This window comes from Mucilaginibacter sp. HD30 (assembly GCF_054061755.1).
The window spans coordinates 2241243-2265666 of record NZ_JBSSEO010000001.1; the positions used below are offsets into that span (position 1 = coordinate 2241243).

The following is a 24424-nucleotide window of genomic DNA, read 5'->3' on the forward strand; positions in this document are numbered from 1 at the left end:
TTCCTGCTTTAAAAAACATCCTTATGTCGTCAACCTTGAAATTAAGTCAAAGAGAAGCAGCCTTTAACAGCGAGGTGGTTACGCGCTTCGAGTTGTATAACAGCCTTTTTCAAACTTTGCCTTTTTACCAGGTAAAGGAGATAGGCATATTGCTGCCATTTTTTAGCTCACACTGCGAAAAAGGTGCTGCAAACGAGGAGTCGCCTACACTTATTATCGAGTCGTTCTTTAAAAAATACGTTCCGGATATTGATCATGCCGAGCAGCTTAACCGACTGTTCAGGTTTATTCAATACATTGAGCGGCAGGTAGTGCTTTTTGATGCGATAGAGGATTCATCATTCAGTAAATTGGGCCGTACGGATGATACAGGCACTTTACAGGGCTTACTGCAGCAAGCCGCGGCCAGTGATAAGCAGCGAGACAACATTAGTGATAAACTGAAGGATTTTTCGTTAAGGATGGTGCTTACCGCCCACCCTACCCAGTTTTATCCGGGCTCGGTGCTGGGTATTATGAATGACCTGATCGAAGCCCTGAAAACCAACGATATTAAAAACATTGATGTTTTATTACAACAATTGGGTAAAACGCCCTTCTTTAACAAAACATCACCTACCCCGGTTGATGAGGCCGTTAGTTTGGTCTGGTTCCTGGAGAATACTTTTTATCACGCTATATCAGGCATTCAATCAAAATTAGAGGAAGAATTTGATATTGATGAGATCCGAAAAAGCCAGTTGCTTGAACTGGGTTTTTGGCCGGGTGGCGACCGCGATGGTAACCCCAACGTAAATACCGAAACTACGCGCGAGGTGGCTAACCTTTTAAGGCAGATTATATTCCGCTGTTATTACCGCGATTTCAGGCTTTTGAAGCGCCGTATTACCTTCCGCGGGATTGAGAAAACTATTGCAACACTGGAAAGCATGCTCTATGAGAACGCTTTTAACAAACCAAAAGAAGACGCGCGTGATCTGCAGGGTGAAATGCTAAACCTATTAGGCTCTATTCGCAAAACGCTGGTAGAAAGCCACGACAGTCTTTTTGTTAATATAGTTGATGACCTGATACGTAAGATACGCTTGTTTGGCTGTTTCTTCGCTACGCTGGATATAAGGCAGGATAGCCGCATATTACGCAACGTGCTTGATTATGTTACCAATAACGTTGACACGGGGCTACCACAAGGCTACCTGGAGATGGACGAGCAGCAAAAACTGGCTGCTTTAACCTTTAACGAGCGCTATTTTGTTTGTCCTGAGGATGCCGATGACATGACTAAAGATACGCTGAACACCATCAGGCTGATGAAGAAGATCCAATACGCCAACGGGCAAAAAGCCTGTCAGCGTTTTATCATCAGCAACTGCCAGCAGGCTTCGGATATTTTGCAGTTAATTGATCTGTTTTTATGGAGCGGATGGAAGGCAGAAGAGCTTGCCGTTGATTTTATGCCCTTATTTGAGACCGTGAACGACCTTAAAGTTGCTGCTGAGGTAATGGAACGTTTGTATACGCATCCATTTTACCGCGAGCATTTAAAACGCCGTGGCAACTGCCAAACCATTATGCTGGGTTTCTCTGATAGTACAAAGGATGGCGGTTATATAATGGCCAACTGGTCAATCTATAAAGCAAAAGTTGAATTAACCGCCATGGCCCGCAAGTATAAAATTGAATTGGGCTTTTTTGATGGCCGGGGCGGCCCACCCGCACGGGGCGGTGGCAAAACCCATCGCTTTTACGCATCAATGGGCGGCGAAATAGCCAATGAGCATATACAACTTACCATACAGGGCCAAACTGTTAGCTCGCAATACGGCTCGGTTGAAACTGCGCGGTTTAACATGGAGCAGCTAATAAATGCCGGTGTGCAATCGGCCTTAAAGCCGAAGAACAGTGATGTTTTAAAGGACGATCAAAAGGCTGTCATATCTGCAATGGCCGATGAAAGCTATAAAAGGTTCATGGCTCTGCGCACCGATCCGCTTTTTGTGGAGTACCTGGAAAAATTTAGTCCATTAAAATTGCTGTCGCGTATTAACATCAGCAGTCGCCCAACCAAGCGTAACGCAGATGCACCGCTTAAACTGGAAGATTTGCGCGCTATAAGCTTTGTTACTTCATGGAGCCAGCTTAAACAAAACGTTCCTGCATTTTATGGGGTAGGCACCGCGCTGAAGAAGATGAAAGCTGAAGGCAATTGGGAAGACGTTGAAGTACTGTATCACACGTCGGGATTTTTCCGTACAATGATAGACAACTGCGTAATGTCTATGTCAAAATCGGATTTCAGGATAACGGCCTATCTTGAAAAAGATAAAAAGTTTGGGGCTTTCTGGAAACAACTGAAGGACGAATTTGAACTTACAAAAGAACTGCTCCTTGAATTAACAGACGCCAAAGCGCTAATGCAGGATTCGCCGGTTGACAAGCGTTCAATCGCTATTCGTGAGCGGATTGTATTGCCTTTAGTTATTGTGCAGCATTACGCTTTACAATGCTTAAATCACTCAAAGAACGCAGATCTTAACGCTATATATGATAAATTGATTATTCGTACTGTATACGGCATTGTTAACGCAGGGCGCAATTTAGTTTAGCTACAGTTGAAGTATTTATTTTTTGCGACAGTTTTTCAAACCAACGGCTTCAACGCTTGTTGTATTTTAAAAACTATCGTTTATGAAAAATCTATTTTATTGCATATCAATCTGCGCCACTCTGTCGCTATTTACTGCTTGCGATGAAAGGCAGCGCCAGGACGTTCAAAACACCGAAACTGATGCTGATAAAAGCGGCGTGATGTTTATGGAAAAAGGTATTAAGGGAGGATTAGCTGAAATTACAGCGGCAAATTTAGCTAAAAATAAAAGCGGCAATCCTAAGGTGTTGGAATTTGCCAACATGATAATAACCGATCATGATAGCATAGGCAAAGCATTAAAAATACTGGCCGACGATAAAAAACTTGTTGTTAATAATGTGCTAACTACCGAGCACCAGGATATGATAAAGCAGCTGCAAGCAAAAAAAGGGAGTGAGTTTGATGAGAGTTATATCAATATGATGGTGATGGATCATGAAAAGGATGTAAAACTTTTTGAAAACGAATTGCACAGTCAAAGTGCCGATATAGAGAAGGTTGCAGAGAGAGCGTTACCCAAGCTCAAAAAACACCTGGAAATGGCTCGGGAGATCAAGGCTTCGTTAAAATAATTTTAGTTGTGGTGTCACAGGCGGTTTCGCTCTGCCAAAAACAGTGCGACCGCCATATTTCCATGAGTTGTTGCGCTCTTCTTCTATCACCTTATCAAAATCAGCATTAGGTGTAAAGTCCGCTTCGGCTTTTTGGGCTATTTGGGTAAGCCGCCTGATAGCTTCATTTTTATCGCTATTTCCCAATTTAGCTTTGTAAATAGCTGTTTGCAATACGCCGATGGTTTCGTCGTAAACCTTGGTTGGTACCGGGAAAGGATGCCCATCTTTGCCACCATGCGCGAATGAGAAACGTGCAGGATCTTTAAACCTTGACGGCGTACCATGGATAACTTCGCTTACAAGTGTGATGGATTGCAGGGTGCGCGGCCCGAGCCCCTGCAATAAAAGCAGTTCTTCAAAATCTTTGGGCTGCCTCTCGTGCGCCAGCCATAACACCGAGCCCAGTCGTTTCAAATCAACATTCTTCGCCCTTACATCGTGATGCGAAGGCATGACCAGCTTTTTAACTTCCTCCATCATGGCTTTTGGGATGCTCATTAGCGATTTGCATTATTCCGTTTCGTGAGGGCGCGGCTAGTTTATCCGTCATGTTTAAAATGTACCCAAGGTTAGGTCCGCAAATTGCGCTATGTGGTTCCTCAACAAACGAGCTTAGCTGTTCTGAGTGCCAATGATAGCGCCTCGCCATGCGCGAATTTCCATTCATGCCCTGCTGTATAACGCTCCATTGCCCGGTGCTGCTAACGACAAAGTTGTGCGTATAAAGCTGAAAGCCGTCTTGTACGGCAGTGTTATCAACCTTTGCACTCAACTTACTACAGCGCACCAACTCGTCGCCATTGAGCCCGGTTTGGTAACCTATTTTCATCAGTTCGTCCGGTGTTTGCTTTGAATATTTTCCCTTGCCGCCGCAGATATAAATGCCTAATTCTTTGCTATGCGGATTTATCGCCCATTTTAACGCACCCATTACGGAGGTGGTTATGCCCGAAGAATGCCAGTCCATACCCATTACCGCACCAAGGCTCTGGAACCAAAATGGATCGCTTAGGCGGCGTAAAACCTCATTAGCACCGTAATCCATTATAATGGTTTCCATAACCGCCAGGCCAAGCTTTGCCATACGCTCCGCAAGCCATTGCGGTACGTAACCATAATGCAGGGGCAGGTCAGTTCTTCCGGAATGTTTCATACTAACAAAATTAGCAAAAAAATAAACCATTAAACTATTTGCGTTATTTTATATCATACCCAAACAGTTTGTAAATTATATATTGATGAAAGGCTGCAAAGCGACAGCTATTTGCCAATTAGCTTTTTATTAACTATAATTGGCTACCATTTATTAATACTCATGAAATTAACCCATAAAATATTTGTGGCCTCGGCATTATCGCTTGGGGCATTAACGGCGATGCAGATAAAGCCTACACCTGTTGTTAACCCGCGATTGGCTATGATGGCCGACTCAACCAGCGACCTCTTTGCTGACGGCACGGTGCCTGTTTTGGTATCAGATCAGTTTGGCTTTACCGAAGGGCCATCTCCCGACAAAAAAGGCAACATCTATTTTACCGATCAGAACAACGACAAGATCTGGATGTACGGCATTGATAATAAGCTTACCGTATGGATGGATAGTTCTCGCCGTGCAAATGGTACTTATTTTGACAAAAAAGGTAATTTAATTACCTGTGCCGAGTTAAGGAACGAGTTGATCAGCATATCGCCTGACAAAAAAATTACGACTTTGATCAAAGATATTGGTGGTAAATTTATGAACGGCCCTAATGATGTTTTTGTAACCGATAAAGGCGATATGTATTTCTCTGATCCGTATTTTCAACGTGGTTTCTGGAAACACCGCGGCACGCCGGGCATGCAGTTGGATGGCCAGAAAGTTTATTTGGTAAGGAAAGGCAGCAATGAGGCCGTGCCTGTAATCACCGATATGCGGGTACCTAACGGCGTTGTTGGTACTCCCGATGGAAAATACCTTTATGTTGCTGATTACGGTGGCAGAAAAACCTTTAAATACACCATTGAGAAGGATGGTACCCTAAGCAATAAAACACCTTTTGCCGACTTAGGATCTGATGGTATAACTTTAGATGACAAAGGCAATGTTTATTTAACCGGCCGTGGCGTACAGGTTTATAACAAGGATGGAAAACGCATAGCGCAAATAACCGTTCCTCAACCATCAACAACCAACGTTTGCTTCGGTGGTAAAAACCGGGACGTTTTATTTATAACCAGCCCTAAAGCTGTGTTTACCATGCAAATGAAAGTAAAAGGGGTAGAATAAAATACAATCTCCGTATAAACAAAAAGAGCGATGAGTTTAAAAACTCATCGCTCTTTTTGTTTATGGTACGCGAGTGTCATGGTGAGCATGTCGGCCATTGCGGGCAGGCCAACGCGCACCCTTCGACAAGCTCAGGGTGACACCCCTGTTATTCTATCAATTCAAACTCGCGTAAAACTGTAGGCTTTCAATCAGCTCTTCGGCAGTACAATTGTTGTCGATATTAAACTGACCAATTGTACTTAACAAGGTGCAGTTAATGTTACCACCCTGATTCTTCTTATCCTTTTTCATGATCTCTAACAAATTATCGTTCATTTCTTCACGCAACTGGTAGAACGGATAAAGTTCCATAAGCACATCAGTAATTTCGTTCAGTTCATCAAGGCTAAGTCCGGTTTTTTTGTAGGATAGGTAGGCTTCGCAGATCATGCCGATTGCGATAGCTTCGCCGTGAGAAAGGGAATCTTCATCATTGATGAGTGAATAGGTTTCAACCGCGTGCCCAATGGTGTGCCCGAAGTTTAATGATTTGCGGATATTCCTTTCATGCGGATCTTCTATCACCACTTTATTCTTTATGGCTACAGATCTGTAAACCATTTCTGCTGTAGGCTGGCTTAGGTCGCTTTCTTTTAAAAGGTTCCAGTAAGCAGCGTCGCAGATCAGGCCATGTTTAAGCATCTCTGCGGTGCCTGATAGGATCTGGCGGGCAGGCAGGGTTTTTAAAAATTCGTATTCAATAAAAACCGCCTTTGGCTGCGTAAACGTGCCAATGATGTTTTTTATGCTGTCAATATCAATTCCTGTTTTGCCCCCCACAGAAGCATCAACCTGCGAAAGAAGGGTTGTTGGTACATGTACAAAGTCAATACCGCGTTTAAACGTTGATGCAGCAAAGCCGCCCAGGTCACTAACTACACCGCCACCTAAGTTTATCAAAAGGGCCTTGCGGTCGGCGCCAAAGTCTATCAGCATTTTCCAAACACCAATGCAAAAATCAATGTCCTTGCTTTCTTCTCCGGCGTTTATTTCTATCAGGTCAAAGTCAGCATCATCGCCCAATTTCTCGCGCAGTAAAGGCAGGCAGTGTGCGACCGTGTTCTCGTCTGTTAATACAAAAAACCGGGAGTATTTTCCCTGCTCAATAAATCGGGCCACTTCGGTCAAAGCATCATTAAAGTATATATTGTAACTATTGCTTTGTAAAGGTTCCATTGTATCTGCAATAAAGGTATCGTTATATGCCTCAGTCATCTTCTTATATCACTTTTATAGTCTCTCCACCAAATTCAACAGTATCGCCCGCTCTCACTTTCAAACGTTTACGATAATCAACCTGGCCGTTGTATTTCACTTTGCCCTCATCCACAACTATTTGTGCTTCGCCGCCGGTTTGAACCAGGTTAGTAGCCTTTAATAGTTGGATCATAGGGATAAAATCGCCGGTTACTTTAAATTCAATCATGTGCCAGCAAAAATAAACTATTCGCAGAATAATGAGTTATCTAATATACATTTTATAATTTAGCGGCATTAACTGATCTGTCCGTGTGTTGCATCTATTGCAAGGCAGGGCCATACTTATTATCCATGCACAAAGAACAACCTCTATCGTTCGAAAATACTGAGGTGGCGTTCCGCCATTCCTCAAATGCCGACTTGCGCCGAGCCTACTGGCTATTTAAAGTTATAAACAGCAATTTTTTGGTTAAAATAGGTCCACCGCTTACCAGCCTTGCGCTAAAAATGGGCCTGCCTATTCAAGGTATGATCAAAAAGACCATATTCAGACAGTTTTGTGGCGGCGAGAACATCCGTGAATGTGAAACTACCATCAAAACCCTTGCAAAAGGAGGGGTGGGTACAATTTTAGATTACTCGATAGAGGGAGAGGACGATGAGCAGGTTTTTGATGACACCCGCGATGAAATATTACGCACCATTAGGCGGGCAGCTAAGGATCCATCAATCCCCATAACAGTTTTTAAAGTAACGGGGGTGGGCAGATTTGCCTTGTTGCAAAAAATGGATGAACGCATGCCACTAACCGATACGGAGATTGAAGAATGGCAACGCGTGGCCGACAGGGTAATGGCTATTTGCGAAAAGGCATACTCTGCAGGTGTACCGGTTATGATAGATGCTGAAGAAAGCTGGATACAGGATACTATTGACCTGCTTGCGCTTAATATGATGCGCAACTATAATAAAGAGCAGGCCATTGTTTACAACACCTATCAACTTTACCGGGCTGATAAACTGACATCGTTAAAGCAGGATGGCGCAACCGCCAAAGCCGAACAGTTTATTTTGGGTGCTAAATTAGTTAGAGGCGCCTATATGGAAAAGGAACGCAACCGGGGCGATGAATTGGGTTACCCCTCGCCCATACAGCCGGATAAATTTGCCACCGATAGCGATTTTAATTTTGCATTAGATTATTGCACAGACAATATAAATGCAGTAGCCTTTATTGCAGGTACGCATAACGAAGATAGCTGCCGCTATTTAACCGAACTTTTAAAGATGAAAAAAATAGACCCAAGGCACAAACACGTCTATTTTGCGCAGCTATTGGGCATGAGCGATAACTTAAGCTTTAACCTTGCTGATGGAGGATACAACGTGGCCAAATACGTGCCCTATGGGCCAATCAAAGCCGTTATGCCTTACTTGTTCCGTCGTGCCCAGGAAAACACCGCTATATCGGGCCAAATGAGCCGTGAGTTGAGTTTGATAGTAAAGGAGATGAAGCGGAGGAAGGTGTAGTACCTTTTATTCTGAATTTAATTCTCTAACACCGAATGTTGGATATCGAACAATGAAGGTAAAATTTCGATTCTTGCGTCTTACAAACCGGTTTTAGCGCGTCGAATTTAAAGCGTACAAGATTCTTCGCTATCGCCCAGAATGACAAATTGATCTTTCGTGCCATTGCCTAATCAGCTTTACTAATCATTACTTATATACCTTCTGTCTTCTTCACTTAGTGTATCGGGATCATCTTCGTCATGATCACCTTCATGGTACCTTGGTGCAATATCCCGGGCTTTCTTTGGGCGGCCTACCAGGTAACCTAAAACAAAACCAACCAGTGCAGTTATTGCCATAGCCGTTAGTTTGGACATCCTTACATCAGAGAACAAAATGGTGAATCTTACGGGGTCTGTGTTTTGCATCAGTACCACGGTTAACAGTATTGTGATAAAGATGATAAGCATTGTAGTTATACGCATGGTGGCTTGTGGTTTATTGTTTATCCAATATCCGATTTTTATTGATGGAATTAAAATGCAAATTCATATTGTGCACCTATTAAAAAATTGAACCCGTTTTTCAGGGTCAACCTAGCTTGGGCTTCGACCGCCCAATAATCATCTGGCATTGAAATTGCATTCAGATATCCGACGATGTTTTGATGCCGATGGATGTATCCGAAAAAAAGATTACCGTGGCGGGAACATCACACAGCAAAAAAATCGGTTGAAACCCCGGATAAATTTTCGTGGCGCAACATCTTCCAATTTTCCCAATGTATTAAAACAACCGTTTTAATACACTAACCCGCCTTAAATACAGCTCATTTACATACCCGATGTAATTATTTATTTAATATATTCTATTAATCTCATTGTTAACATTTTATATACAAATATAAACCATATTTTATGATATGCTAAAATATTTAGTTTCACACTTATTAACTTAACCGCATTTACATGAATTATCCATTCTATTCTGTAAACTTAAATATTTGATTATTAGAATTATATATACAAACTATCAAACGATAATCGGAATAACAAAACTTAAATTTTGACCGCAAAGTTAACCAATTATAGCCGTTTAAAACCAGCGGATAACAAAGCCAATTCATTACACAACTATTGTTTCTAAATTTGCGCCGTAACGCGTTATCTTTTTGAAAATGTATATAGAAGCAGCCTATTCACAACTTCGCTTAGAGGGCTTAAAAATGAGTCTGGGCAAAGACCGATTTTACCTCCTACCCTGCTTTAGTTTATAAATTGGGGAAAAATAAAGACTTAATTTAAGCCTGCTTGCGGGTGTTAATATGCTTAAGTGCTACCGGAAACAGAAAGATGGTAGATAGAATAATGACCGCCCCTACCCAGAATCCGGTCGTCATCTTATCGCTGTCCCCAAAAAAAAGAAAGGACATTACGATGCCATAAACAGGCTCGAGGTTGGTTATAAGCGCTACCCGGAAGGCAGAAAGTTCCCGCATTACCGATACACCGGCGACGTATGCAAGGGATGTACATACCGTTCCGAGTAATAATAAATAACCCAAATCAGCACGGTGAAGTATCATATATTTATCAAAACCACCAGTAAAAAGCAAGTATAAGGTCGTCCAAAAAAAAGCTCCTATCAACTCGTAAAATGCAATCACGGGGGCTTGGTATTTTTTTATCTGTATAGAGTTGGCAATGGAAAACAGTGAAGCACACAACGCGCTGCTAAGGCCTGCTATTATACCCTTAGTGTATCGTACTTCAAATTTGAAAATAATTACAATGCCTATTATTATCAAAACACCCGCGATGATTTCGAGCTTTGAAATTTGCTTTTTGCTAATGAGCGGATCAAGTATAGCGGTGAATAAAGTGATAGATGACAGGCATACCAGCGCCACCGGAACGTTGGCTAATTTGATAGATGCAAAGAACAAAATCCAATGTGCACCTACCATGCCTCCTATTAAAGCCAACTGAAAAAAACTCCGCCGGGGGATTGTAAATGCTGTTTTGTTAAACTTGAAATAAAGAAACAGCGATACTGTTGCTATAAGCACCCGGTACCAAACTAACTGCACCGCAGATATAGAGATCAACGCCCCCAAAATACTTGTAAAGCCCCATATAAATACCGTTAAATGGAGTATTAGCAGATTATTATTAACAGCAGCGTTTATGGAACCGGCACGCTTCATCATTTAGGCGCTTTATAAAGCAGGTAAAGGCCTATAAGGCCGAAAAAGGTATTGGGTATAAGCGTAGCTAAAAATGGCGACAGGCCGCCTTTAATAGCAAAAACCAGCGCAAATTTATCAACCACTATATAAGCGAAACAAAGAAACAGTCCAATCCCCAGGGGCATACCAATTCCGCCCCTCACCCTGCGCGATGAAATAGATACACCAATTGCCGTAAGAACAAACGATGCGAATGGATAAACAAAGCGCCGGTATTTTTCGTAAAGCATATCCTTCAAGTCGCCTGATCCGCGAATTGCTTCCTGCTTAATGCGCCTATTTAACTCAGACAATGACATAGCCGAATAAGTATTGCTTATATTTTCAAAATCAGCGGGCTGCATGTTCAATACAGTGTCTTTGCTAAGGTTCATCACCAATTTTTCATTTAGTCCATTTATGTAACGAACGGAATAATCGCGCATATTCCATACTCTTTTCACAGAATCATACGCAATTGAATTAGCCACTATCCTTTGCTTCATATAGTCTCCATCAAATTTCTCGAGGACAAATTGATAGCCGGTTTTTGAAAACTTATCAAAAGATTGCACATAAACGTAAGTACCTTTATCCAATTGCAGGTGCACTTCGTTCTTCACGTTAAACTCTCCGTTAAAACCGTTCTGGTTTTCAAAGGTCACCTTTATTTGGTTAGTATAAGGTATAATATAAACCTTACCGACAAGTGAAACAAGAAAAATAAGGGTAGCTGTTATGATGTAGGGCCTTAAAAAGCGCATAAAGCTTGCTTTACTGCTTAATATGGGCACTATCTCTGTTTGGTTGGCCATTTTAGCTGTAAAAAATATTACGGCTAAGAAGGTTATTAACGGCGATAGCATATCGATAAAAAAGGGGATGAACCCCATATAATATCTTGCTATCTCAAAAATTGACCGGTTATGCGTTAAGAAATTATCCAGGTGTTCTGATATATCAAACACCACAGATATGGTTATAACTATTAACAATGTGAAAACAAACGTGCCCAGGTACTTCTTAATGATGTACCTGTCAAGTATCTTCAGATGTTTGTATATAAATCCCTTCATTTAAAGCCTTTGGCCCAACCGCTTAACCATTATGTTTTTCCATGCTGTAAACTCGCCCGATATGATCTTAGTACGCGCCTCTGCTACCAGCCACAAATAAAAGTGCAGGTTGTGCAATGTTGCTATTTGCGCGCCCAGCATTTCGCCAGAGTGTATTAAATGCCGCAGGTACGCCTTTGTATATTGCTTATCGGCAAACAAGGTACTATCCTCTTCAATTGGCGAAAAATCATCCTTCCACTTTTCATTTTTTATGTTGATAACACCATTCTTGGTAAAAAGCATCCCGTTGCGCGCGTTGCGGGTTGGCATCACACAATCAAACATATCAACACCCAGAGCAATATTTTCCAATAAATTAATAGGCGTACCTACACCCATTAAATAACGCGGTTTTTGCTCCGGTAATATATCGCACACTAATTCTGTCATGGCATACATTTCTTCTGCCGGCTCGCCTACTGACAGGCCGCCTATAGCGTTGCCTTCGCGCTCAAAAGAGGCTATAACTTCTGCCGAACGTACACGCAAATCTTTGTAAACTGATCCCTGCACAATTGGAAACAAGGTTTGATTATAACCGTATTTTGGTTCTGTACTGTCAAACCTGTCGCAGCAGCGCTTAAGCCAGCGGTGCGTCATTTCTATAGACTTTTTAGCATAGTTATAATCGCAGGGATAAGGCGTACACTCATCAAATGCCATAATAATGTCCCCGCCTATTACACGCTGTATGTCCATCACATTCTCTGGCGTAAACAAGTGTTTAGAGCCATCAATATGCGATCGGAAAGTAACTCCTTCCTCTTTAATTTTACGCACCTCGCTTAATGAGTAAACCTGGTAGCCGCCGCTATCGGTCAATATCGGCCCCTCCCATCCATTAAACTTATGCAGGCCACCTGCGCGTTCAAGCACATCTAAACCCGGCCTTAAATAAAGGTGGTAGGTGTTACCTAAAATTATTTTGGCTTCAATATCGTCTTTCAGTTCGCGCTGATGTACTGCTTTTACTGTGCCCGCAGTACCCACAGGCATAAAAATTGGCGTTGGTATGGTTCCGTGGTCGGTTGTAATCTGGCCCGCACGGGCTTTTGATAACGGATCTTGTGCTGTTAAATTGAATTTCATTTTGCGGCGCAAAGTTAGTGATTGCTGTTGAAGATTGGAGATTAAAGATTAGTGGGTGGAGATTGGTTATGCTCAATGCATATATAGAACACCAATCATTAATCTTTACATGCCAATCGTCAGTCCCTAATAACTAATCTTCAATAACCAATCTTCAACGTAAAAAAATCAACAAAATTTTAACAACTTTGCGGCTCATTTAAATTCAGTGTTAGATCTTTATTTGCGCGTTACTCTTCTGGGTGTTTTTCTGCTGACTTTCGTTATTCAGCTATATTATCTGGTAGCAAAACAACGGTCGTTAACTACTTATAAGCCTACCGCGGCGCTGCCTGATGCCAAATTACCTGTATCTGTTATTATAAGTGCCCGTAACGAAGAGAAAAACCTGAAAGAAAATTTGCCCGCGATATTACAGCAGGATTACCCAAATTTTGAAGTGGTTGTTGTGAACGATTGCTCGTCTGACGACTCGGACCTTGTTTTGCAAGATCTGCAAAAGCGTTACCCGCACCTTAAAGTAGTTACAAAAACCGAGCATGTGCGGTTTAAAACAGGTAAGAAATTCGCACTTACCCTCGGGATAAAAGCCGCCGCCCATGAGCACCTTTTATTTACCGATGCAGATTGCAGCCCTGTATCCAAAAATTGGATAACTTATATGGCCGGCAAATTTGTCGATCCTCAAATACAAATTGTTTTGGGATACTCGCCTTATATTGAATCAAAAAGTTTATTAAATTCTATCATCCGTTTTGAGACCTTAAAAACGGCAATAAATTACCTCTCCGCAGCGTTAAATAACAACGCGTATATGGGCATAGGCCGTAATTTGGCTTATACAAAAACTTTATTTTTTGCAAGCAAAGGTTTCGCGGCGCATATGCATATTCTTTCTGGCGATGATGATTTGTTTGTTAATCAAAACGCTACCCCGATTAATACAGCTATTGAAATTCATCCCGACGCGTTTATGCACACCCCTGCAAAAGCAGCTTTTGGCGATTTATACCGTCAAAAAAAACGCCATATGGGTGTAGGCAAATTGTATCGTGGCAAACACCGCCGCATGCTGAGCTTTGATGCATTAAGCGGACTAATGTTTTACACCGTGTTCATTTTATCCATTATGTTAAATATTGAACCTTTATGGGTGTTGGGTGTTTTTATAATGAGGTGGATCATACAATTAGTTATTTACAGCAGGATATTTAAAAAACTTGCGGCAGGCGCACAGCTTTGGTACTTGCCCGTGATTGATTTTGTTTATTACATTTACATTAGTGTATTTGGCCTTATCGGCGCACTTGTAAAAACCAGGCAATGGAAATAAACTCCAATTTTACCGAAAATGCAAAAAACGACTTTTACCTTGTTGTGAAAGCGCGTGAAGGCAACCAAAAAGCTTATGCCGACCTGATGCACCGGTACAAGGATTCTATATACTTTATGGTGCTTAAAATGGTGAACAATAAGGAAGACGCTATGGATCTTACTGTTGAGACATTTGCCAAGGCCTTTGAGAAGTTACACAAATACCAGCCTGATTATGCCTTTAGTACCTGGCTGTTTAGGGTTGCTACCAATAATTGTATTGATTTTATCCGCAAAAAGAAATTGAATACGCTCTCCATTCATGGCATGATGGATGATGACGGCGAAGAAAAACAATTACAAATAAAAGCAGATGAGTTAAACCCCGAGGAAACATCAATAAAGAAACAGCAAACCGAAGAGCTAAAGTTATTGATACAGAGTTTACCGCTGCGGTATCGTAATTTAATAACCCTGCGCTATTTTGATGAACTATCATATGAAGAAATTGCTCAACAGCTTGACTTGCCTTTAGGCACTGTTAAGGCGCAATTATTCAGGGCGCGGTATCTTTTGGGCAATATTATTAACCGCGTTAGCAGAGATGACATCTGAGGCCCTATTTTCTTACTTTCCTGAGCTTACGCCCGAACAAGAACAACAGGTTGACCGCCTGCCCGAACTTTATGAATTGTGGAACAACCAGATCAACGTTATCTCGCGCAAGGATATTGACCAGTTATTTGAGCGTCATATATTGCACTCGTTAGGAATAGCTAAGGTAATGCCGTTTTTACCGGGCGAAAAGGTGCTTGACGTGGGCACCGGCGGAGGTTTCCCGGGCATACCACTGGCCATAATGTTTCCTGAAACACAGTTTTTTTTGGTAGACTCTATCGGTAAAAAAATAAAAGTGGTGCAGGAAGTGGCCAACGCTTTAGGCCTTAAAAATGTGCGTGCAGCCCACGTGCGTGCAGAAGAGGTTGAAGAGAAATTTGATTTTGTTGTATCGCGTGCTGTAACCCGTTTAAAAGACTTCCATCCGTGGATAAAAAACAAGTATAACAAACAATCAAAAAACGTTTTACCTAACGGCCTTTTGTATTTAAAGGGTGGCGATTTAACCGAAGAGATAACAGAATCGGGGTTAAAAGTGCAGCAATATTATCTTAAAGATTTTTTTAAAGAAGAGTTTTTTGACACCAAGCAAGTAATATACGTTAAGGGTTAAACAAGCAACCCGACCCGTGAACGGGGGCCTTATCCCCCATAGGGCCGCCGCATTCCCGAAGTCGGTTGCTGTTATATTTTAAGTTTGTTAAACAGGCTTGTATTTTTTCAATTTTTCCGAAGTCATTACATGGTACCGCACCTTTAGACATCGGGCGCAAAAAAATGCTTTTAAAGGCACAAAAAATAGCAGAAGTCTTAAAAACCAATTCACTTGCACTTTAAAGTGGTATACAGATGAGCATTTATGGCACCTAAGCAATGGCTTTTCATTACCCTGCATATAGTAGTTGTGTTGTTGTTTGTTAACGGCACGAATTTACAATACCCCAAACAGCAGAAAAATACCCACTAGTAGGTATTTTTTTAATCAAGTAAACAAAAACGGCTGTCTCTTTTTGGAAGACAGCCGTTAGCTTATTTAAGTATTTTAATAATTTTTTAATGACCCTCGTGTCCGTCTGCACCGTGAGCGTGACCATGAGATAACTCTTCGGGTGTTGCAGGGCGTACGTTTAAAATGGTACCCTTAAAATGCAGTTCCTGCCCTGCCATTGGGTGGTTCAGATCAACAACCACCGAATCCTCGGCAACTGATACTACCTGACCCTGAAAACGATTGCCATTGTTATCCTGCAAAGGCAGAATAGAACCTATCTCAGGCACATCTGCACCGGTAAACATTTCTTTTGGCAAATTGGCTACAGCTTCATCGTCATACTCACCGTATGCATCTTCTGCAGTTAATTTAAAATCATAGTCGTCGCCGGTTGATAATGTGCTTAAGTTTTCTTCAAACTTAGGCAGCATTTGGCCAACGCCATACAAAAATGTAAGTGGTTGTTCCTGTGTTGCGCTTTCAACCAGGTTCTCGGTTCCGTCCTGGTCTACATACAGATCATATGTTACTGACACTACGTGTTGCGATTCAATTTTCATTAGTAATAATTTTTAATTTTCAATACGCCCCTCGCAGTGTTAACACCTTGAAGAACTGTTTAATTCCTCTTTATACAAAAGGCAGATTTATAAATAATGTTTCAGTTGCTTATTTGTTTTATCGCACCAGCTACGTCATCAACAGGCAAACCACAGGTTTTATCTTTACAAACAAAAATTTTAGTTGCCTGCCCAAACTTACCTTGCAGCAAAGGTAAACTTCCTTTTGTACCGCCCAACATAATTTTGTTGGGAATGTAATTTTTTTCCATCTCTGTGCGCAATGTTTGTGCATTTGCACCGGTTATGGCTATTTCATAAATGCCAAAAACTTCATCTGTAAGCAACATAAACCAGTTAGCATAAGACGAACCGAACTTAACCATATGCGGCATAACGTTACGCAGCAGTTGCGCGGCTACTTCAAGGTATAGCTCATTATCAAGCAGTAAACCCAGCTTTTTAAGGCCCCGCGCCATTACCGAGTTTGACGCCGGTATAACGCTATCCATTATCTCTGATTTGCGGGCTATCAACTGCTCGTCATCATCGCCTGTGTAAAAAAATATGCCATCGGTTTCGTTATAATAATACAGCAGCGTCCTGTCCGTTAAGAGCTTTGCCTTATCAAGCCATGTTTCGTCAAAAGTAACCTCGTACAAAGCTATAAATGCTGTTACCACGTTGGCATAGTCATCTAAAAAAGCAACATCAGGAGCTGTGCTGCCCGGTTTTTTATAAATGCGCTGCAACCTGCCGTTTTCGTCGATCAGGTTAGCCGTGATAAATTTGGCGTTCTTTAGCGCCAGATCAAGGTAATATTGCTCATTAAAAGCCCTGTATGCATCGCAAAGCCCCTTAAGCATTAAACCATTCCACGATGCCAGTATTTTGTCATCCAAACCGGGCCGTATGCGGCCGCTGCGTGCTGCAAAAACTTTAGCGCGTGCTGTAGTAACTTTATCAAGCATTTGGTCAACCGTAATACCCAAAGCCTCGGCCAACTCTTTGTCATTGCCGCGTTTAAACAGCACATTGGTCTCTTCCTCGGGCCAGTTGCCTTCGTCGGTTATATGATAGTAAATACAAAACACATCCGCATCATTACCTAAAATAGTCACTATCTCCTCTTTAGTAAAGGTGTAGAATTTGCCTTCCACACCTTCGCTATCGGCATCCAGAGCGGAGTAAAAGCCGCCGTCGGCCGAAAATAACTCACGGGCGGCAAAATCAACCACCTCTTTAACTACTTGTTTATATTGAGCATCAGGTCTCCAGGTATTGGCCTCGGCATACAAGCTTACCAACTGCGCATTATCATACAGCATTTTCTCGAAATGCGGCACGTGCCACAATCCGTCAACTGAGTAACGGGCAAAGCCACCGCCAACGTGATCATATATACCACCTTGCGCCATTTTTTGCAACGAAAGCTCCACGGCAGAGGCAATATCTTCATCCTCGGCTAAATGCGCATAATGCATCAGGCTTATCCAGTTGTTGGGCATCGGGAATTTGGGCGCAGTACCCACGCCGCCCTCTACACGGTCAAGATGCCTTTTCCAAACGCCAATGATCTGCGTCAGGTCAGCTTTTGTATATTCAGGCTGTTCTTCAATACGGTCAAGCGTCTCAAAACGCTGGATGCCGTCTGTCAGTCTTACAGCGTAGTCTTCGGCCTCTTCCGGCTTTTGCTTATAAAGGTCGGCCAGGTTAAAAAGGATGCTTGTCCAGTCGTTTTTGCGGTAGTAGGTGCCGCCATAAATAGGGCGCTGGTCTGGCAGGCAAATGCAATTAAGCGGCCATCCCCCCCTGCCGCTCATCAGCTGCACGGCGCTCATGTAGATCTGATCAACATCAGGGCGCTCCTCCCTGTCTACCTTAATACACACAAAGTATTCGTTCATCACAGCGGCTACCTGCTCATCTTCAAAGCTTTCGTGCTCCATAACATGGCACCAATGGCAGGCAGAATAACCAATGCTTACTATAATGAGCTTGTTGTCGTCCTTTGCCCTTTGCAGCGCCTCTGCACCCCAGGGATACCAGTTAACGGGGTTATTGGCATGCTGCAGCAGGTATGGAGAGGTGGAGTTGGCCAGTTTATTCATAATAAAAGATGTTATGCAAAGATGGCAAAAGCTATGCTAAAATATTGCCAAAAACCATATAATAACTGGTAGTTGGGCCAAGGTTTAAGCTTATCAGCGTTTCACCAACATATATGACAACACTGAAACATTTGAAACAAAAAAATTTATATAACACTGACTGGTAGCATATTACATTTAAACATGAAACAAAATGAAACAACTTATAAGTCAGTAAAATTAGCTGTAAATTACTTTTAAGACACTCAAAATCAATTGATTATAAAAAGATGAATATCGCTTGAAAAGTGAAACGCCCTTTTTGCCTTTTAACAGTAGGCTTTATAAATTGGCAAAATTATTGTAATAACCTTTTCACTATGAAAAACATCACTTTTGAAACCATAACTGACGCTTACCAACTGGTAACCGGCGCGAAAATAAAAGGTAAAAACTACGACGAAATATTTGAGCTTGGCGCTTATGATGCAAATAAAAGAGCGTACATTTTGTATGCTTTTGAGGATGGCATACGCTTTGACGATTTTAACGTTGTTATATCAGAAACTGAGTTGAAAAATCATTACCTCATTGAAAATGTTAAAGTTAGCCAAAGCTTAGCCGCATAATCTCAGGCTGTTTTTTTCTTCTTACAAAATTTTTAGCATCTTTGTAAAAAACTTACAGAAATGCTACTTCTAAATCACTTCCGCTATATGCAACCGATGTGGCCTTGTGCGCCGCAGCGGAAGGGTTATGCATTATCTGCTTCACCCTTCGGCAGCTTTGTTTAAGCGCAGCGCTTAAACGGCAATATCAAAAATTATATTTTATTTATGTTTAATGCTTAGCGGCATTAAGCTGCATAATGCATTTTTACATGGAAACTTATTACACCATAGAAGAAAAATATTTACAGGCTTTAGATGAGTTAAGCTATGGCGAGCGCCCTAAGGCTTTAAAATTGCTAAACGAGATAATAACGAATGACGCTACATACGCACGTGCGCACTATCAACTGGGTTTAATCTATTACTATACTATTGAAGATTACCAGTTGGCTGGTTACCATTTTAAACTGTGTGCCGAACTGGAGCCCGATTTCCCAGAGGTGTATGAACATTATTTACGCCTGGTAATATTTTTAGGCATGGATAAAATGGTGAACACGGTGTCTGAAAAAGCGTTTACCGTAAAAGGCGTTAACACGGCTGTTATAAATTCGTTATTGGGTCTTTTTGCTGAAAAGAAAAAGGACTGGAACAAATCAATCAGCCATTATCATGCTGCACTGTTAGACTCCACCAATAAAGAGGAGCAGGATAATGCAGACGCGGATATAAAAAGGATTAAAGAAAAGTTAAGGGTAAATGTAAAATACAATTACCTTATGGCTTAATAACAAAACAGGGGCATTTCTCCTGTTTTGTTTACTCCTCTCGCTTAGAAGCCCAACCCAGGCTAAGGTTTAATGCATTAAACTTTATTTTAAATTAAGTGGTTTACAGCTTAAACGGGTTAAACTATGCTGCTTTTTGATCGTCATAAATGCAAATAAAACGAGAAGAATATGAAAAAGTTAGCCGTAATATCAGCATTAGCCCTTAGTGGTTTTGCTTTCAATAGCGCAAGCGCACAAGTACACGTAAGCGTTGGTTTTAACCTGGGTGGGCCGGTTGTAGTACAAAGGCCGGTGGCAGTTTACGACGATTATTATTACCTGCCCGAAGTTGACGCTTACTATAGCGTAGGCGAGAACCTTTACTACTATAACAATGGGTACGCTTGGGTATCGGCAGTTTACTTGCCGGGAGCTTACCGCAATTACAGCTGGCGCAATGTGAGCAGGGTGCAGATCCACGCCAACCGCCCGTACTTGAACCATACCGTTTACCGTACCAGGTACCGTGGCAACCAGTTTGACTGGAGACGCTATGACAACCGCAACGATAACCGCGATTGGGATAGGAGCGCAAGCAACAACCGCCCCGATTGGAACAGAGGAAACGATAACAGACCGGATTGGAACGGACGTAACGACAACAAGCCTAACTGGAACGGAGGAAACGACAACCGAAATGATAACAGAGGCGGCCGCCCCGACGAACGCAACGATAACCGCGGCAACGGCAGGTTTGACCAACCGGCACAACCGGGACGTGGAGAAGGTAGGCCATCAAATGATAACCGTGGCAACGGCAGGTTTGACCAACCAGCACAACCGGGACGTGGAGAAGGAAGGCCATCAAATGACAACCGCGGCCGTGGAGACGATAACCGCACTAATCTTGCCGGCAACGTTGCCAGCAGGCGTGGCTTAAACTAAGCGCAATTTCCCCTATCATATATATAATACCCAAAAAGGCCCGCGGTGATTGACCGGGGCCTTTTTTATTTGGCTAAAGTATATTCTGCCCAAAAATCGGTGGTGGCGGTTATGACAGGAAAGTCTTCTTTTTTGTATAATGCTGCACCGGGCTCTATTGTCCAGACCATTTTTCCGTCAATCAAAACTTGTTTCATCCCGGCATCTTTCATAAGTTCTATTCCGTTTAAAATGATGTGATAAGAAAACTTCTGTTTTGCCGAAGCTGATAACTTCAAATGCTTTAACGGTATGGCTATTTCGTAGTTATAAAGCTCCCACTTCTCAAACCCTTGCCGGGCAACAATATCTTTATCATTATAAACTGACAGCAGCGTATCCACATCAGTAATACCGCTTGTACGAATGTACTTATCATTGGTTTTTAGTCGCTTATTAGCTACAGCGAGCATGGAATCCGGATTGGCGTGGATCGCGGCACGTTCTACTGCCATTAAACCGCCGGCGTTACTGAATTTTAAATACGGCTTATTTTTATACTGCACCTCAAAAACGGGGTATTGAACGGTAATGGCATTTTTATCAGTTTTTTGTCCTGAAAGATCGATAATCAGCAAAACACCCCGTTGAGTGATCTTAGATAATACATTTGGATCTGTGGCCTGTATGGCCAGATACAAGTTCTTATCGTCATTAGCCATGGTGTAACGCAGGCCTGTAGCATAGTTATCGGCTGCAAAACTGCCCCATTCTGTAGTTTTCCCGTCTATTTTAATATTAGCCGGTGCTTTAGTGCCGCCTTGCTGCACGTTGGGCAGTTTTTGAGCATTGGCAGATGCCCCGATAGCCAGGCATAATACTATTGAGCTGATCTTCTTCATAACCTTTGTTTTTTATTAATAAATAAAACTTCCATCCCCCTTACGTTTCAGATCCTGCCCATTACGTTTTGGCCTGCCGCCCCATTTTTGGAACGTTGCCCTAAGGCCTACCATAAAATACCGGCTTAAAGAGTTTGACAATGTATTGGTTACCCCCTGCGCTGTTACGTTTTGCTGTATAAAGTTGTTCTGTTTTAAAATATCGTATACATTAAATGTTAGATACAGGTTGTTCTTTTTGGTTAGCTGCCGCTCGGCGCCTGCGTTTATTACCAGCGGATTAGTGTTAAGGGATCCCAAACCAGTTACAAAGTTTTTTGATGCGCTGTAGGTAAACCGCCAGCCGCTGTTAAATACAAACCTGCCATCCAACGCAAGCGATGTGGTTTGGTAAAGTGTAGGGGTGGCACCGGGCAGCGAGGTATAGCTACGCTGAATTTGGTGCTGTATAGATGGGTTGATCTCTATAACATCATTAGGGTTAATACGCGGGCCAAAACTGTTTCTAACACTCCATGCAGTGGTGTGGTACAGCACATTGTTGCTCATGGCAACGTTGTAGTTATAGCTTACCGAGCCGCTGAACGACAGGTTATAACGCCTGTCTGCCAGTTGTTTTGAAAACGAGTAATTGCCGCCCAAGGAGTTGGCTCCATCCAGGTTTACAAAAGTGGTTTCGTAGGCGGTGCGGTATCTGTTTGGATTGGTCGAGATCAGTTCGGGCCGTTGAATGGTATTAGTAACCACCTTGTTTTTGGTCTCAGAAGCGGTTACTGACAAGCTTATATTAATTTTAGAATTAGCTATGTAGTTGTTATAAGCCGCTGTAACGTTATTGCTAAATGATGGTTTAAGGTTAGGGTTACCCGTTGTGATGTTGATGGGGTCTGACCGATCTGTAAATGGCTGTATCTGATCAAAAGTTGGCAGACTATTGTTACCCGCGTATGATAACGTAAATCGTTGTGAGGTTGACCATATATAGGTAAACCGTAAAACCGGTATCAGCCTTAAATTACTGATAGATGCAGATACCGTTTGGTTATTGTTGTTATTGACCCGGGTACCGGTTAAAACAGTAGGCAGTAACGATCCACCTAATGACAGGTTGATCTTTTTTCCATTGTAAGTATAGTTGGCTGTTATGCGGCTTTCGTTAAAAGCGTAGTTAAATATATTGCTGAGGCGCGTAAGCTCTTTAAGCTGACCGTTAGCCAATACCGTGTCAGACTTTGCCACGTTATCATTCACGTTGCGGTTAAATCTGGCTATAAACTCCAGCTGCGAGGTTGCCGAAAGCGGCTCTAAGTAGGTTAAGGTTGAGCCGTATGTTGTAGTGTTGCTGGTTCGGCGGGTTAATAAATGTGCCGTTGAATCGCGCAGCAAAGTATTCTTGGTTTCATCGGCATAAAAGCTGTAATTGGTAAACTTTTTTCCATCAGCTGTATTGTCAGAACTGTTAATACTCAACTGAAGAGAAATGTTTCTGCGCGGCTTTTTAAAAATATGCTGGTAAATGGCATTCAGGCCCAAACCGGTATTGGTAGTTTGGCTGGTGTTATCCCCGGTCATTACCTGGTGCTCAAACCCGGTAGTAAAATTATTTAAGTTGTCTTTGTAGCTACTGGAAATGGTGTTTCCGCTGGTGTAGTTATAAGTAGGCTCTACCAATATGTTATTATACTTGTCAAAATCGTAATTAAGCCTTACCGAACCCCTGTGGCCCCTGTTACTAATGTTGTTGCTGCTTTCCTGTGTAAAATAGCTGGTGTTTTTAACGTTAGCGGTTTGCCCGAAAGAGTAAGTCTCGCCAAAGCTTTTGTTGATGGAGTTGTTGTCGCTAAAGATATAATTGTAGCTCGATGTTACTCGTAGCTTAGTCCACTGGTCACTGTAGCTTACTGATGGGTTGCCGCTAAAGGTAGTTCCCTGCCCTCCGCCGCCACTGGTACCGCTGGATACACCGTTTTGCGTGTTACTTATGCGCCCTATTATACCTATTTGGCGGTTTGCGTTTAAATGTGTAACGGTTACGTTGGTATTATACCGTTTATCATTACCGGCTTGCGCCGTTGGGTTCAAATAAGTACCTATAGACCTTTCGGGCTTGGTGGTAACGTTTAAAAGTTTAGTAGGTTCCTGGGTTTTAATACCTGTTTTAGCAGCCTGTTCGCCATAGTCATCTATTACCTGGGCTTTTTCAATTATTTCAGCAGGTAGGTTCTGTATAATCTGCTTAACATCGCCGCCAATAAAATCCTTACCGTTTAGTCTGCCCTTTTTTACCTCCTGCCCCTGGTAAAGCAGTGTTCCGTCCCGCCCAACATCAAAGCCTTCCATTTTTTTCAGCAATTCGTCTAAGGTATCACCTTCGCGCACCTTATAATCGCTGGCTTTGTACTCAACCGTGTCTTGCTTATAAATTATGGTGGGTGCTCCGCTTATGGTAACCTCTTTTAATTCTATCGCCTTGGGTGGTTTTAACTCTATGGGGTCAAGCACAATCTGTTTGGCCAGATCATTATTACGGTATAGTTTGGTGGTTGTAGGTATCCCCTGCCCGCTAACGGTAATATAAAAACCCGCCCGCTTTACCTGCTTAAATATAAATATGCCATTGTTATTGGTAGTAGTTAAAACAGAATCTAAGGGCGATTTAAGTAATATAACGGCCCCCGGTACCGGATCGTCCTTTTCGTCTTTCACTATACCGCTCACATCCCTAAAAGGCAAAGCAGCTGGTACTTGCGCTGCGGGGGTTTGCGCCAACAACTTAAGCGATAGTATTAATATAGATAAGGTAAGGTAAATGCCTTTCATGGACAGGGTGTGATAAGATAAGATACTAATTTAAGGTGTAATGGTTATTGGTGCTCTAACATACAAACTATTTTTTTAGTTAACAAGGCTTTTAATATTATTT

At 42.2% G+C, this 24424-nt stretch carries 22 protein-coding genes; 10 read left to right on the forward strand and 12 right to left on the reverse strand.

What is annotated here, in order from left to right; all coding sequences use genetic code 11:
* Nucleotides 1-23: 23 nt before the first annotated feature.
* Together ACVW2L_RS10765 and ACVW2L_RS10770 are read left to right on the forward strand one after the other, a co-directional pair.
* A complete protein-coding gene (locus ACVW2L_RS10765) occupies nt 24-2606 on the forward strand; it encodes a phosphoenolpyruvate carboxylase (protein ID WP_457127968.1) in 2583 nt (860 codons plus the stop codon).
* 82 nt (nt 2607-2688) lie between these two features.
* Entirely contained in the window at nt 2689-3222 is a 534-nt protein-coding gene (locus tag ACVW2L_RS10770) for a DUF4142 domain-containing protein (protein ID WP_457127969.1), read from the forward strand.
* On the opposite strand, the gene ACVW2L_RS10775 is transcribed toward ACVW2L_RS10770, so the two are convergent.
* Nucleotides 3214-3762, reverse strand: a complete 549-nt coding sequence (locus tag ACVW2L_RS10775) for a DUF763 domain-containing protein (protein ID WP_457127970.1) — start codon at nt 3760-3762, stop codon at nt 3214-3216. The genes ACVW2L_RS10770 and ACVW2L_RS10775 overlap by 9 nt on opposite strands.
* Nucleotides 3728-4417 carry a DUF763 domain-containing protein gene (locus ACVW2L_RS10780; RefSeq protein WP_457127971.1) on the reverse strand — a complete coding sequence of 230 codons (690 nt, stop codon included), beginning with the start codon at nt 4415-4417 and terminating at the stop codon, nt 3728-3730. Before ACVW2L_RS10780 ends, ACVW2L_RS10775 begins: the two co-directional genes overlap by 35 nt.
* Nucleotides 4418-4579: 162 nt before the next feature.
* Between ACVW2L_RS10780 and ACVW2L_RS10785 the strand changes: the two genes are divergently transcribed.
* A complete protein-coding gene (locus ACVW2L_RS10785; protein ID WP_457127972.1) occupies nt 4580-5533 on the forward strand; it encodes an SMP-30/gluconolactonase/LRE family protein in 954 nt (317 codons plus the stop codon).
* Nucleotides 5534-5689: 156 nt separating this feature from the next.
* Here ACVW2L_RS10785 and aroB read toward each other — a convergent pair whose 3' ends face one another.
* Both aroB and ACVW2L_RS10795 read right to left on the reverse strand, forming a co-directional pair.
* Nucleotides 5690-6790, reverse strand: coding sequence for a 3-dehydroquinate synthase (gene aroB / locus ACVW2L_RS10790; RefSeq protein WP_457127973.1), 1101 nt, complete (start codon nt 6788-6790; stop codon nt 5690-5692).
* A gap of 4 nt (nt 6791-6794) precedes the next feature.
* The gene (locus ACVW2L_RS10795) at nt 6795-7001 is read right to left on the reverse strand and encodes an RNA-binding S4 domain-containing protein (protein ID WP_457127974.1); all 207 of its coding nucleotides are present in this window, start codon (nt 6999-7001) and stop codon (nt 6795-6797) included.
* Nucleotides 7002-7126: 125 nt separating this feature from the next.
* Here ACVW2L_RS10795 and ACVW2L_RS10800 point away from each other — a divergent pair, with 125 nt between their 5' ends.
* Nucleotides 7127-8305: a proline dehydrogenase family protein gene (locus ACVW2L_RS10800; protein WP_457127975.1), complete on the forward strand. Its 1179-nt coding sequence runs from the start codon at nt 7127-7129 to the stop codon at nt 8303-8305.
* Nucleotides 8306-8487: 182 nt separating this feature from the next.
* On the opposite strand, the gene ACVW2L_RS10805 is transcribed toward ACVW2L_RS10800, so the two are convergent.
* The 4 genes from ACVW2L_RS10805 to tgt all read right to left on the reverse strand — a co-directional run bounded on the left by ACVW2L_RS10805 (nt 8488) and on the right by tgt (nt 12721).
* Nucleotides 8488-8772 carry a hypothetical protein gene (locus ACVW2L_RS10805; protein WP_457127976.1) on the reverse strand — a complete coding sequence of 95 codons (285 nt, stop codon included), beginning with the start codon at nt 8770-8772 and terminating at the stop codon, nt 8488-8490.
* Between the two features lie 815 nt (nt 8773-9587).
* Complete coding sequence (locus tag ACVW2L_RS10810) at nt 9588-10496, reverse strand: DMT family transporter (RefSeq protein ID WP_457127977.1); 909 nt, start codon at nt 10494-10496, stop codon at nt 9588-9590.
* Nucleotides 10493-11590: an LptF/LptG family permease gene (locus ACVW2L_RS10815; protein WP_457127978.1), complete on the reverse strand. Its 1098-nt coding sequence runs from the start codon at nt 11588-11590 to the stop codon at nt 10493-10495. Before ACVW2L_RS10815 ends, ACVW2L_RS10810 begins: the two co-directional genes overlap by 4 nt.
* Nucleotides 11591-12721, reverse strand: coding sequence for a tRNA guanosine(34) transglycosylase Tgt (gene tgt, locus ACVW2L_RS10820; protein ID WP_457127979.1), 1131 nt, complete (start codon nt 12719-12721; stop codon nt 11591-11593).
* 223 nt (nt 12722-12944) lie between these two features.
* Between tgt and ACVW2L_RS10825 the strand changes: the two genes are divergently transcribed.
* From ACVW2L_RS10825 to rsmG, 3 genes are read left to right on the forward strand one after another with little or no spacing between them, the layout of a single operon-like run.
* The gene (locus ACVW2L_RS10825) at nt 12945-14054 is read left to right on the forward strand and encodes a glycosyltransferase (RefSeq protein ID WP_457127980.1); all 1110 of its coding nucleotides are present in this window, start codon (nt 12945-12947) and stop codon (nt 14052-14054) included.
* On the forward strand, nt 14045-14650 hold the full coding sequence (locus ACVW2L_RS10830) for an RNA polymerase sigma factor (RefSeq protein WP_457127981.1): 606 nt from the start codon (nt 14045-14047) through the stop codon (nt 14648-14650). Before ACVW2L_RS10825 ends, ACVW2L_RS10830 begins: the two co-directional genes overlap by 10 nt.
* Nucleotides 14640-15266: a 16S rRNA (guanine(527)-N(7))-methyltransferase RsmG gene (gene rsmG / locus ACVW2L_RS10835; RefSeq protein ID WP_457127982.1), complete on the forward strand. Its 627-nt coding sequence runs from the start codon at nt 14640-14642 to the stop codon at nt 15264-15266. The genes ACVW2L_RS10830 and rsmG overlap by 11 nt, the downstream gene beginning before the upstream one ends.
* A gap of 440 nt (nt 15267-15706) precedes the next feature.
* Here rsmG and ACVW2L_RS10840 read toward each other — a convergent pair whose 3' ends face one another.
* Both ACVW2L_RS10840 and ACVW2L_RS10845 read right to left on the reverse strand, forming a co-directional pair.
* The gene (locus ACVW2L_RS10840) at nt 15707-16204 is read right to left on the reverse strand and encodes an FKBP-type peptidyl-prolyl cis-trans isomerase (protein ID WP_457127983.1); all 498 of its coding nucleotides are present in this window, start codon (nt 16202-16204) and stop codon (nt 15707-15709) included.
* A gap of 101 nt (nt 16205-16305) precedes the next feature.
* Nucleotides 16306-18315: a thioredoxin domain-containing protein gene (locus ACVW2L_RS10845; protein WP_457127984.1), complete on the reverse strand. Its 2010-nt coding sequence runs from the start codon at nt 18313-18315 to the stop codon at nt 16306-16308.
* A gap of 359 nt (nt 18316-18674) precedes the next feature.
* Between ACVW2L_RS10845 and ACVW2L_RS10850 the strand changes: the two genes are divergently transcribed.
* From ACVW2L_RS10850 to ACVW2L_RS10860, 3 genes are all read left to right on the forward strand, one after another.
* Nucleotides 18675-18923: a hypothetical protein gene (locus ACVW2L_RS10850; RefSeq protein WP_457127985.1), complete on the forward strand. Its 249-nt coding sequence runs from the start codon at nt 18675-18677 to the stop codon at nt 18921-18923.
* Between the two features lie 251 nt (nt 18924-19174).
* Nucleotides 19175-19693, forward strand: a complete 519-nt coding sequence (locus ACVW2L_RS10855) for a hypothetical protein (protein ID WP_457127986.1) — start codon at nt 19175-19177, stop codon at nt 19691-19693.
* A gap of 171 nt (nt 19694-19864) precedes the next feature.
* On the forward strand, nt 19865-20620 hold the full coding sequence (locus tag ACVW2L_RS10860) for a hypothetical protein (RefSeq protein ID WP_457127987.1): 756 nt from the start codon (nt 19865-19867) through the stop codon (nt 20618-20620).
* A 65-nt stretch (nt 20621-20685) separates the two neighbouring features.
* Here ACVW2L_RS10860 and ACVW2L_RS10865 read toward each other — a convergent pair whose 3' ends face one another.
* Together ACVW2L_RS10865 and ACVW2L_RS10870 are read right to left on the reverse strand one after the other, a co-directional pair.
* Nucleotides 20686-21501, reverse strand: coding sequence for a hypothetical protein (locus ACVW2L_RS10865; protein ID WP_457127988.1), 816 nt, complete (start codon nt 21499-21501; stop codon nt 20686-20688).
* Nucleotides 21502-21516: 15 nt separating this feature from the next.
* Entirely contained in the window at nt 21517-24321 is a 2805-nt protein-coding gene (locus ACVW2L_RS10870; protein ID WP_457127989.1) for a TonB-dependent receptor, read from the reverse strand.
* Nucleotides 24322-24424 lie beyond the last annotated feature (103 nt).

What these genes read in the sequence shown, in the direction of transcription:
- ACVW2L_RS10865 (WP_457127988.1), bottom strand. Translation starts at nt 21,501, where the DNA reads ATGAAGAAGATCAGCTCAATAGTATTATGCCTGGCTATCGGGGCATCT.
- ACVW2L_RS10795 (WP_457127974.1), bottom strand. Translation starts at nt 7,001, where the DNA reads ATGATTGAATTTAAAGTAACCGGCGATTTTATCCCTATGATCCAACTA.
- ACVW2L_RS10830 (WP_457127981.1), top strand. Translation starts at nt 14,045, where the DNA reads ATGGAAATAAACTCCAATTTTACCGAAAATGCAAAAAACGACTTTTAC.
- ACVW2L_RS10805 (WP_457127976.1), bottom strand. Translation starts at nt 8,772, where the DNA reads ATGCGTATAACTACAATGCTTATCATCTTTATCACAATACTGTTAACC.
- ACVW2L_RS10850 (WP_457127985.1), top strand. Translation starts at nt 18,675, where the DNA reads ATGAAAAACATCACTTTTGAAACCATAACTGACGCTTACCAACTGGTA.
- ACVW2L_RS10840 (WP_457127983.1), bottom strand. Translation starts at nt 16,204, where the DNA reads ATGAAAATTGAATCGCAACACGTAGTGTCAGTAACATATGATCTGTAT.
- ACVW2L_RS10815 (WP_457127978.1), bottom strand. Translation starts at nt 11,590, where the DNA reads ATGAAGGGATTTATATACAAACATCTGAAGATACTTGACAGGTACATC.
- ACVW2L_RS10770 (WP_457127969.1), top strand. Translation starts at nt 2,689, where the DNA reads ATGAAAAATCTATTTTATTGCATATCAATCTGCGCCACTCTGTCGCTA.
- rsmG (WP_457127982.1), top strand. Translation starts at nt 14,640, where the DNA reads ATGACATCTGAGGCCCTATTTTCTTACTTTCCTGAGCTTACGCCCGAA.
- ACVW2L_RS10845 (WP_457127984.1), bottom strand. Translation starts at nt 18,315, where the DNA reads ATGAATAAACTGGCCAACTCCACCTCTCCATACCTGCTGCAGCATGCC.
- aroB (WP_457127973.1), bottom strand. Translation starts at nt 6,790, where the DNA reads ATGACTGAGGCATATAACGATACCTTTATTGCAGATACAATGGAACCT.
- ACVW2L_RS10855 (WP_457127986.1), top strand. Translation starts at nt 19,175, where the DNA reads ATGGAAACTTATTACACCATAGAAGAAAAATATTTACAGGCTTTAGAT.
- ACVW2L_RS10780 (WP_457127971.1), bottom strand. Translation starts at nt 4,417, where the DNA reads ATGAAACATTCCGGAAGAACTGACCTGCCCCTGCATTATGGTTACGTA.
- ACVW2L_RS10765 (WP_457127968.1), top strand. Translation starts at nt 24, where the DNA reads ATGTCGTCAACCTTGAAATTAAGTCAAAGAGAAGCAGCCTTTAACAGC.
- ACVW2L_RS10860 (WP_457127987.1), top strand. Translation starts at nt 19,865, where the DNA reads ATGAAAAAGTTAGCCGTAATATCAGCATTAGCCCTTAGTGGTTTTGCT.
- ACVW2L_RS10775 (WP_457127970.1), bottom strand. Translation starts at nt 3,762, where the DNA reads ATGAGCATCCCAAAAGCCATGATGGAGGAAGTTAAAAAGCTGGTCATG.
- ACVW2L_RS10785 (WP_457127972.1), top strand. Translation starts at nt 4,580, where the DNA reads ATGAAATTAACCCATAAAATATTTGTGGCCTCGGCATTATCGCTTGGG.
- ACVW2L_RS10800 (WP_457127975.1), top strand. Translation starts at nt 7,127, where the DNA reads ATGCACAAAGAACAACCTCTATCGTTCGAAAATACTGAGGTGGCGTTC.
- ACVW2L_RS10810 (WP_457127977.1), bottom strand. Translation starts at nt 10,496, where the DNA reads ATGATGAAGCGTGCCGGTTCCATAAACGCTGCTGTTAATAATAATCTG.
- ACVW2L_RS10870 (WP_457127989.1), bottom strand. Translation starts at nt 24,321, where the DNA reads ATGAAAGGCATTTACCTTACCTTATCTATATTAATACTATCGCTTAAG.
- tgt (WP_457127979.1), bottom strand. Translation starts at nt 12,721, where the DNA reads ATGAAATTCAATTTAACAGCACAAGATCCGTTATCAAAAGCCCGTGCG.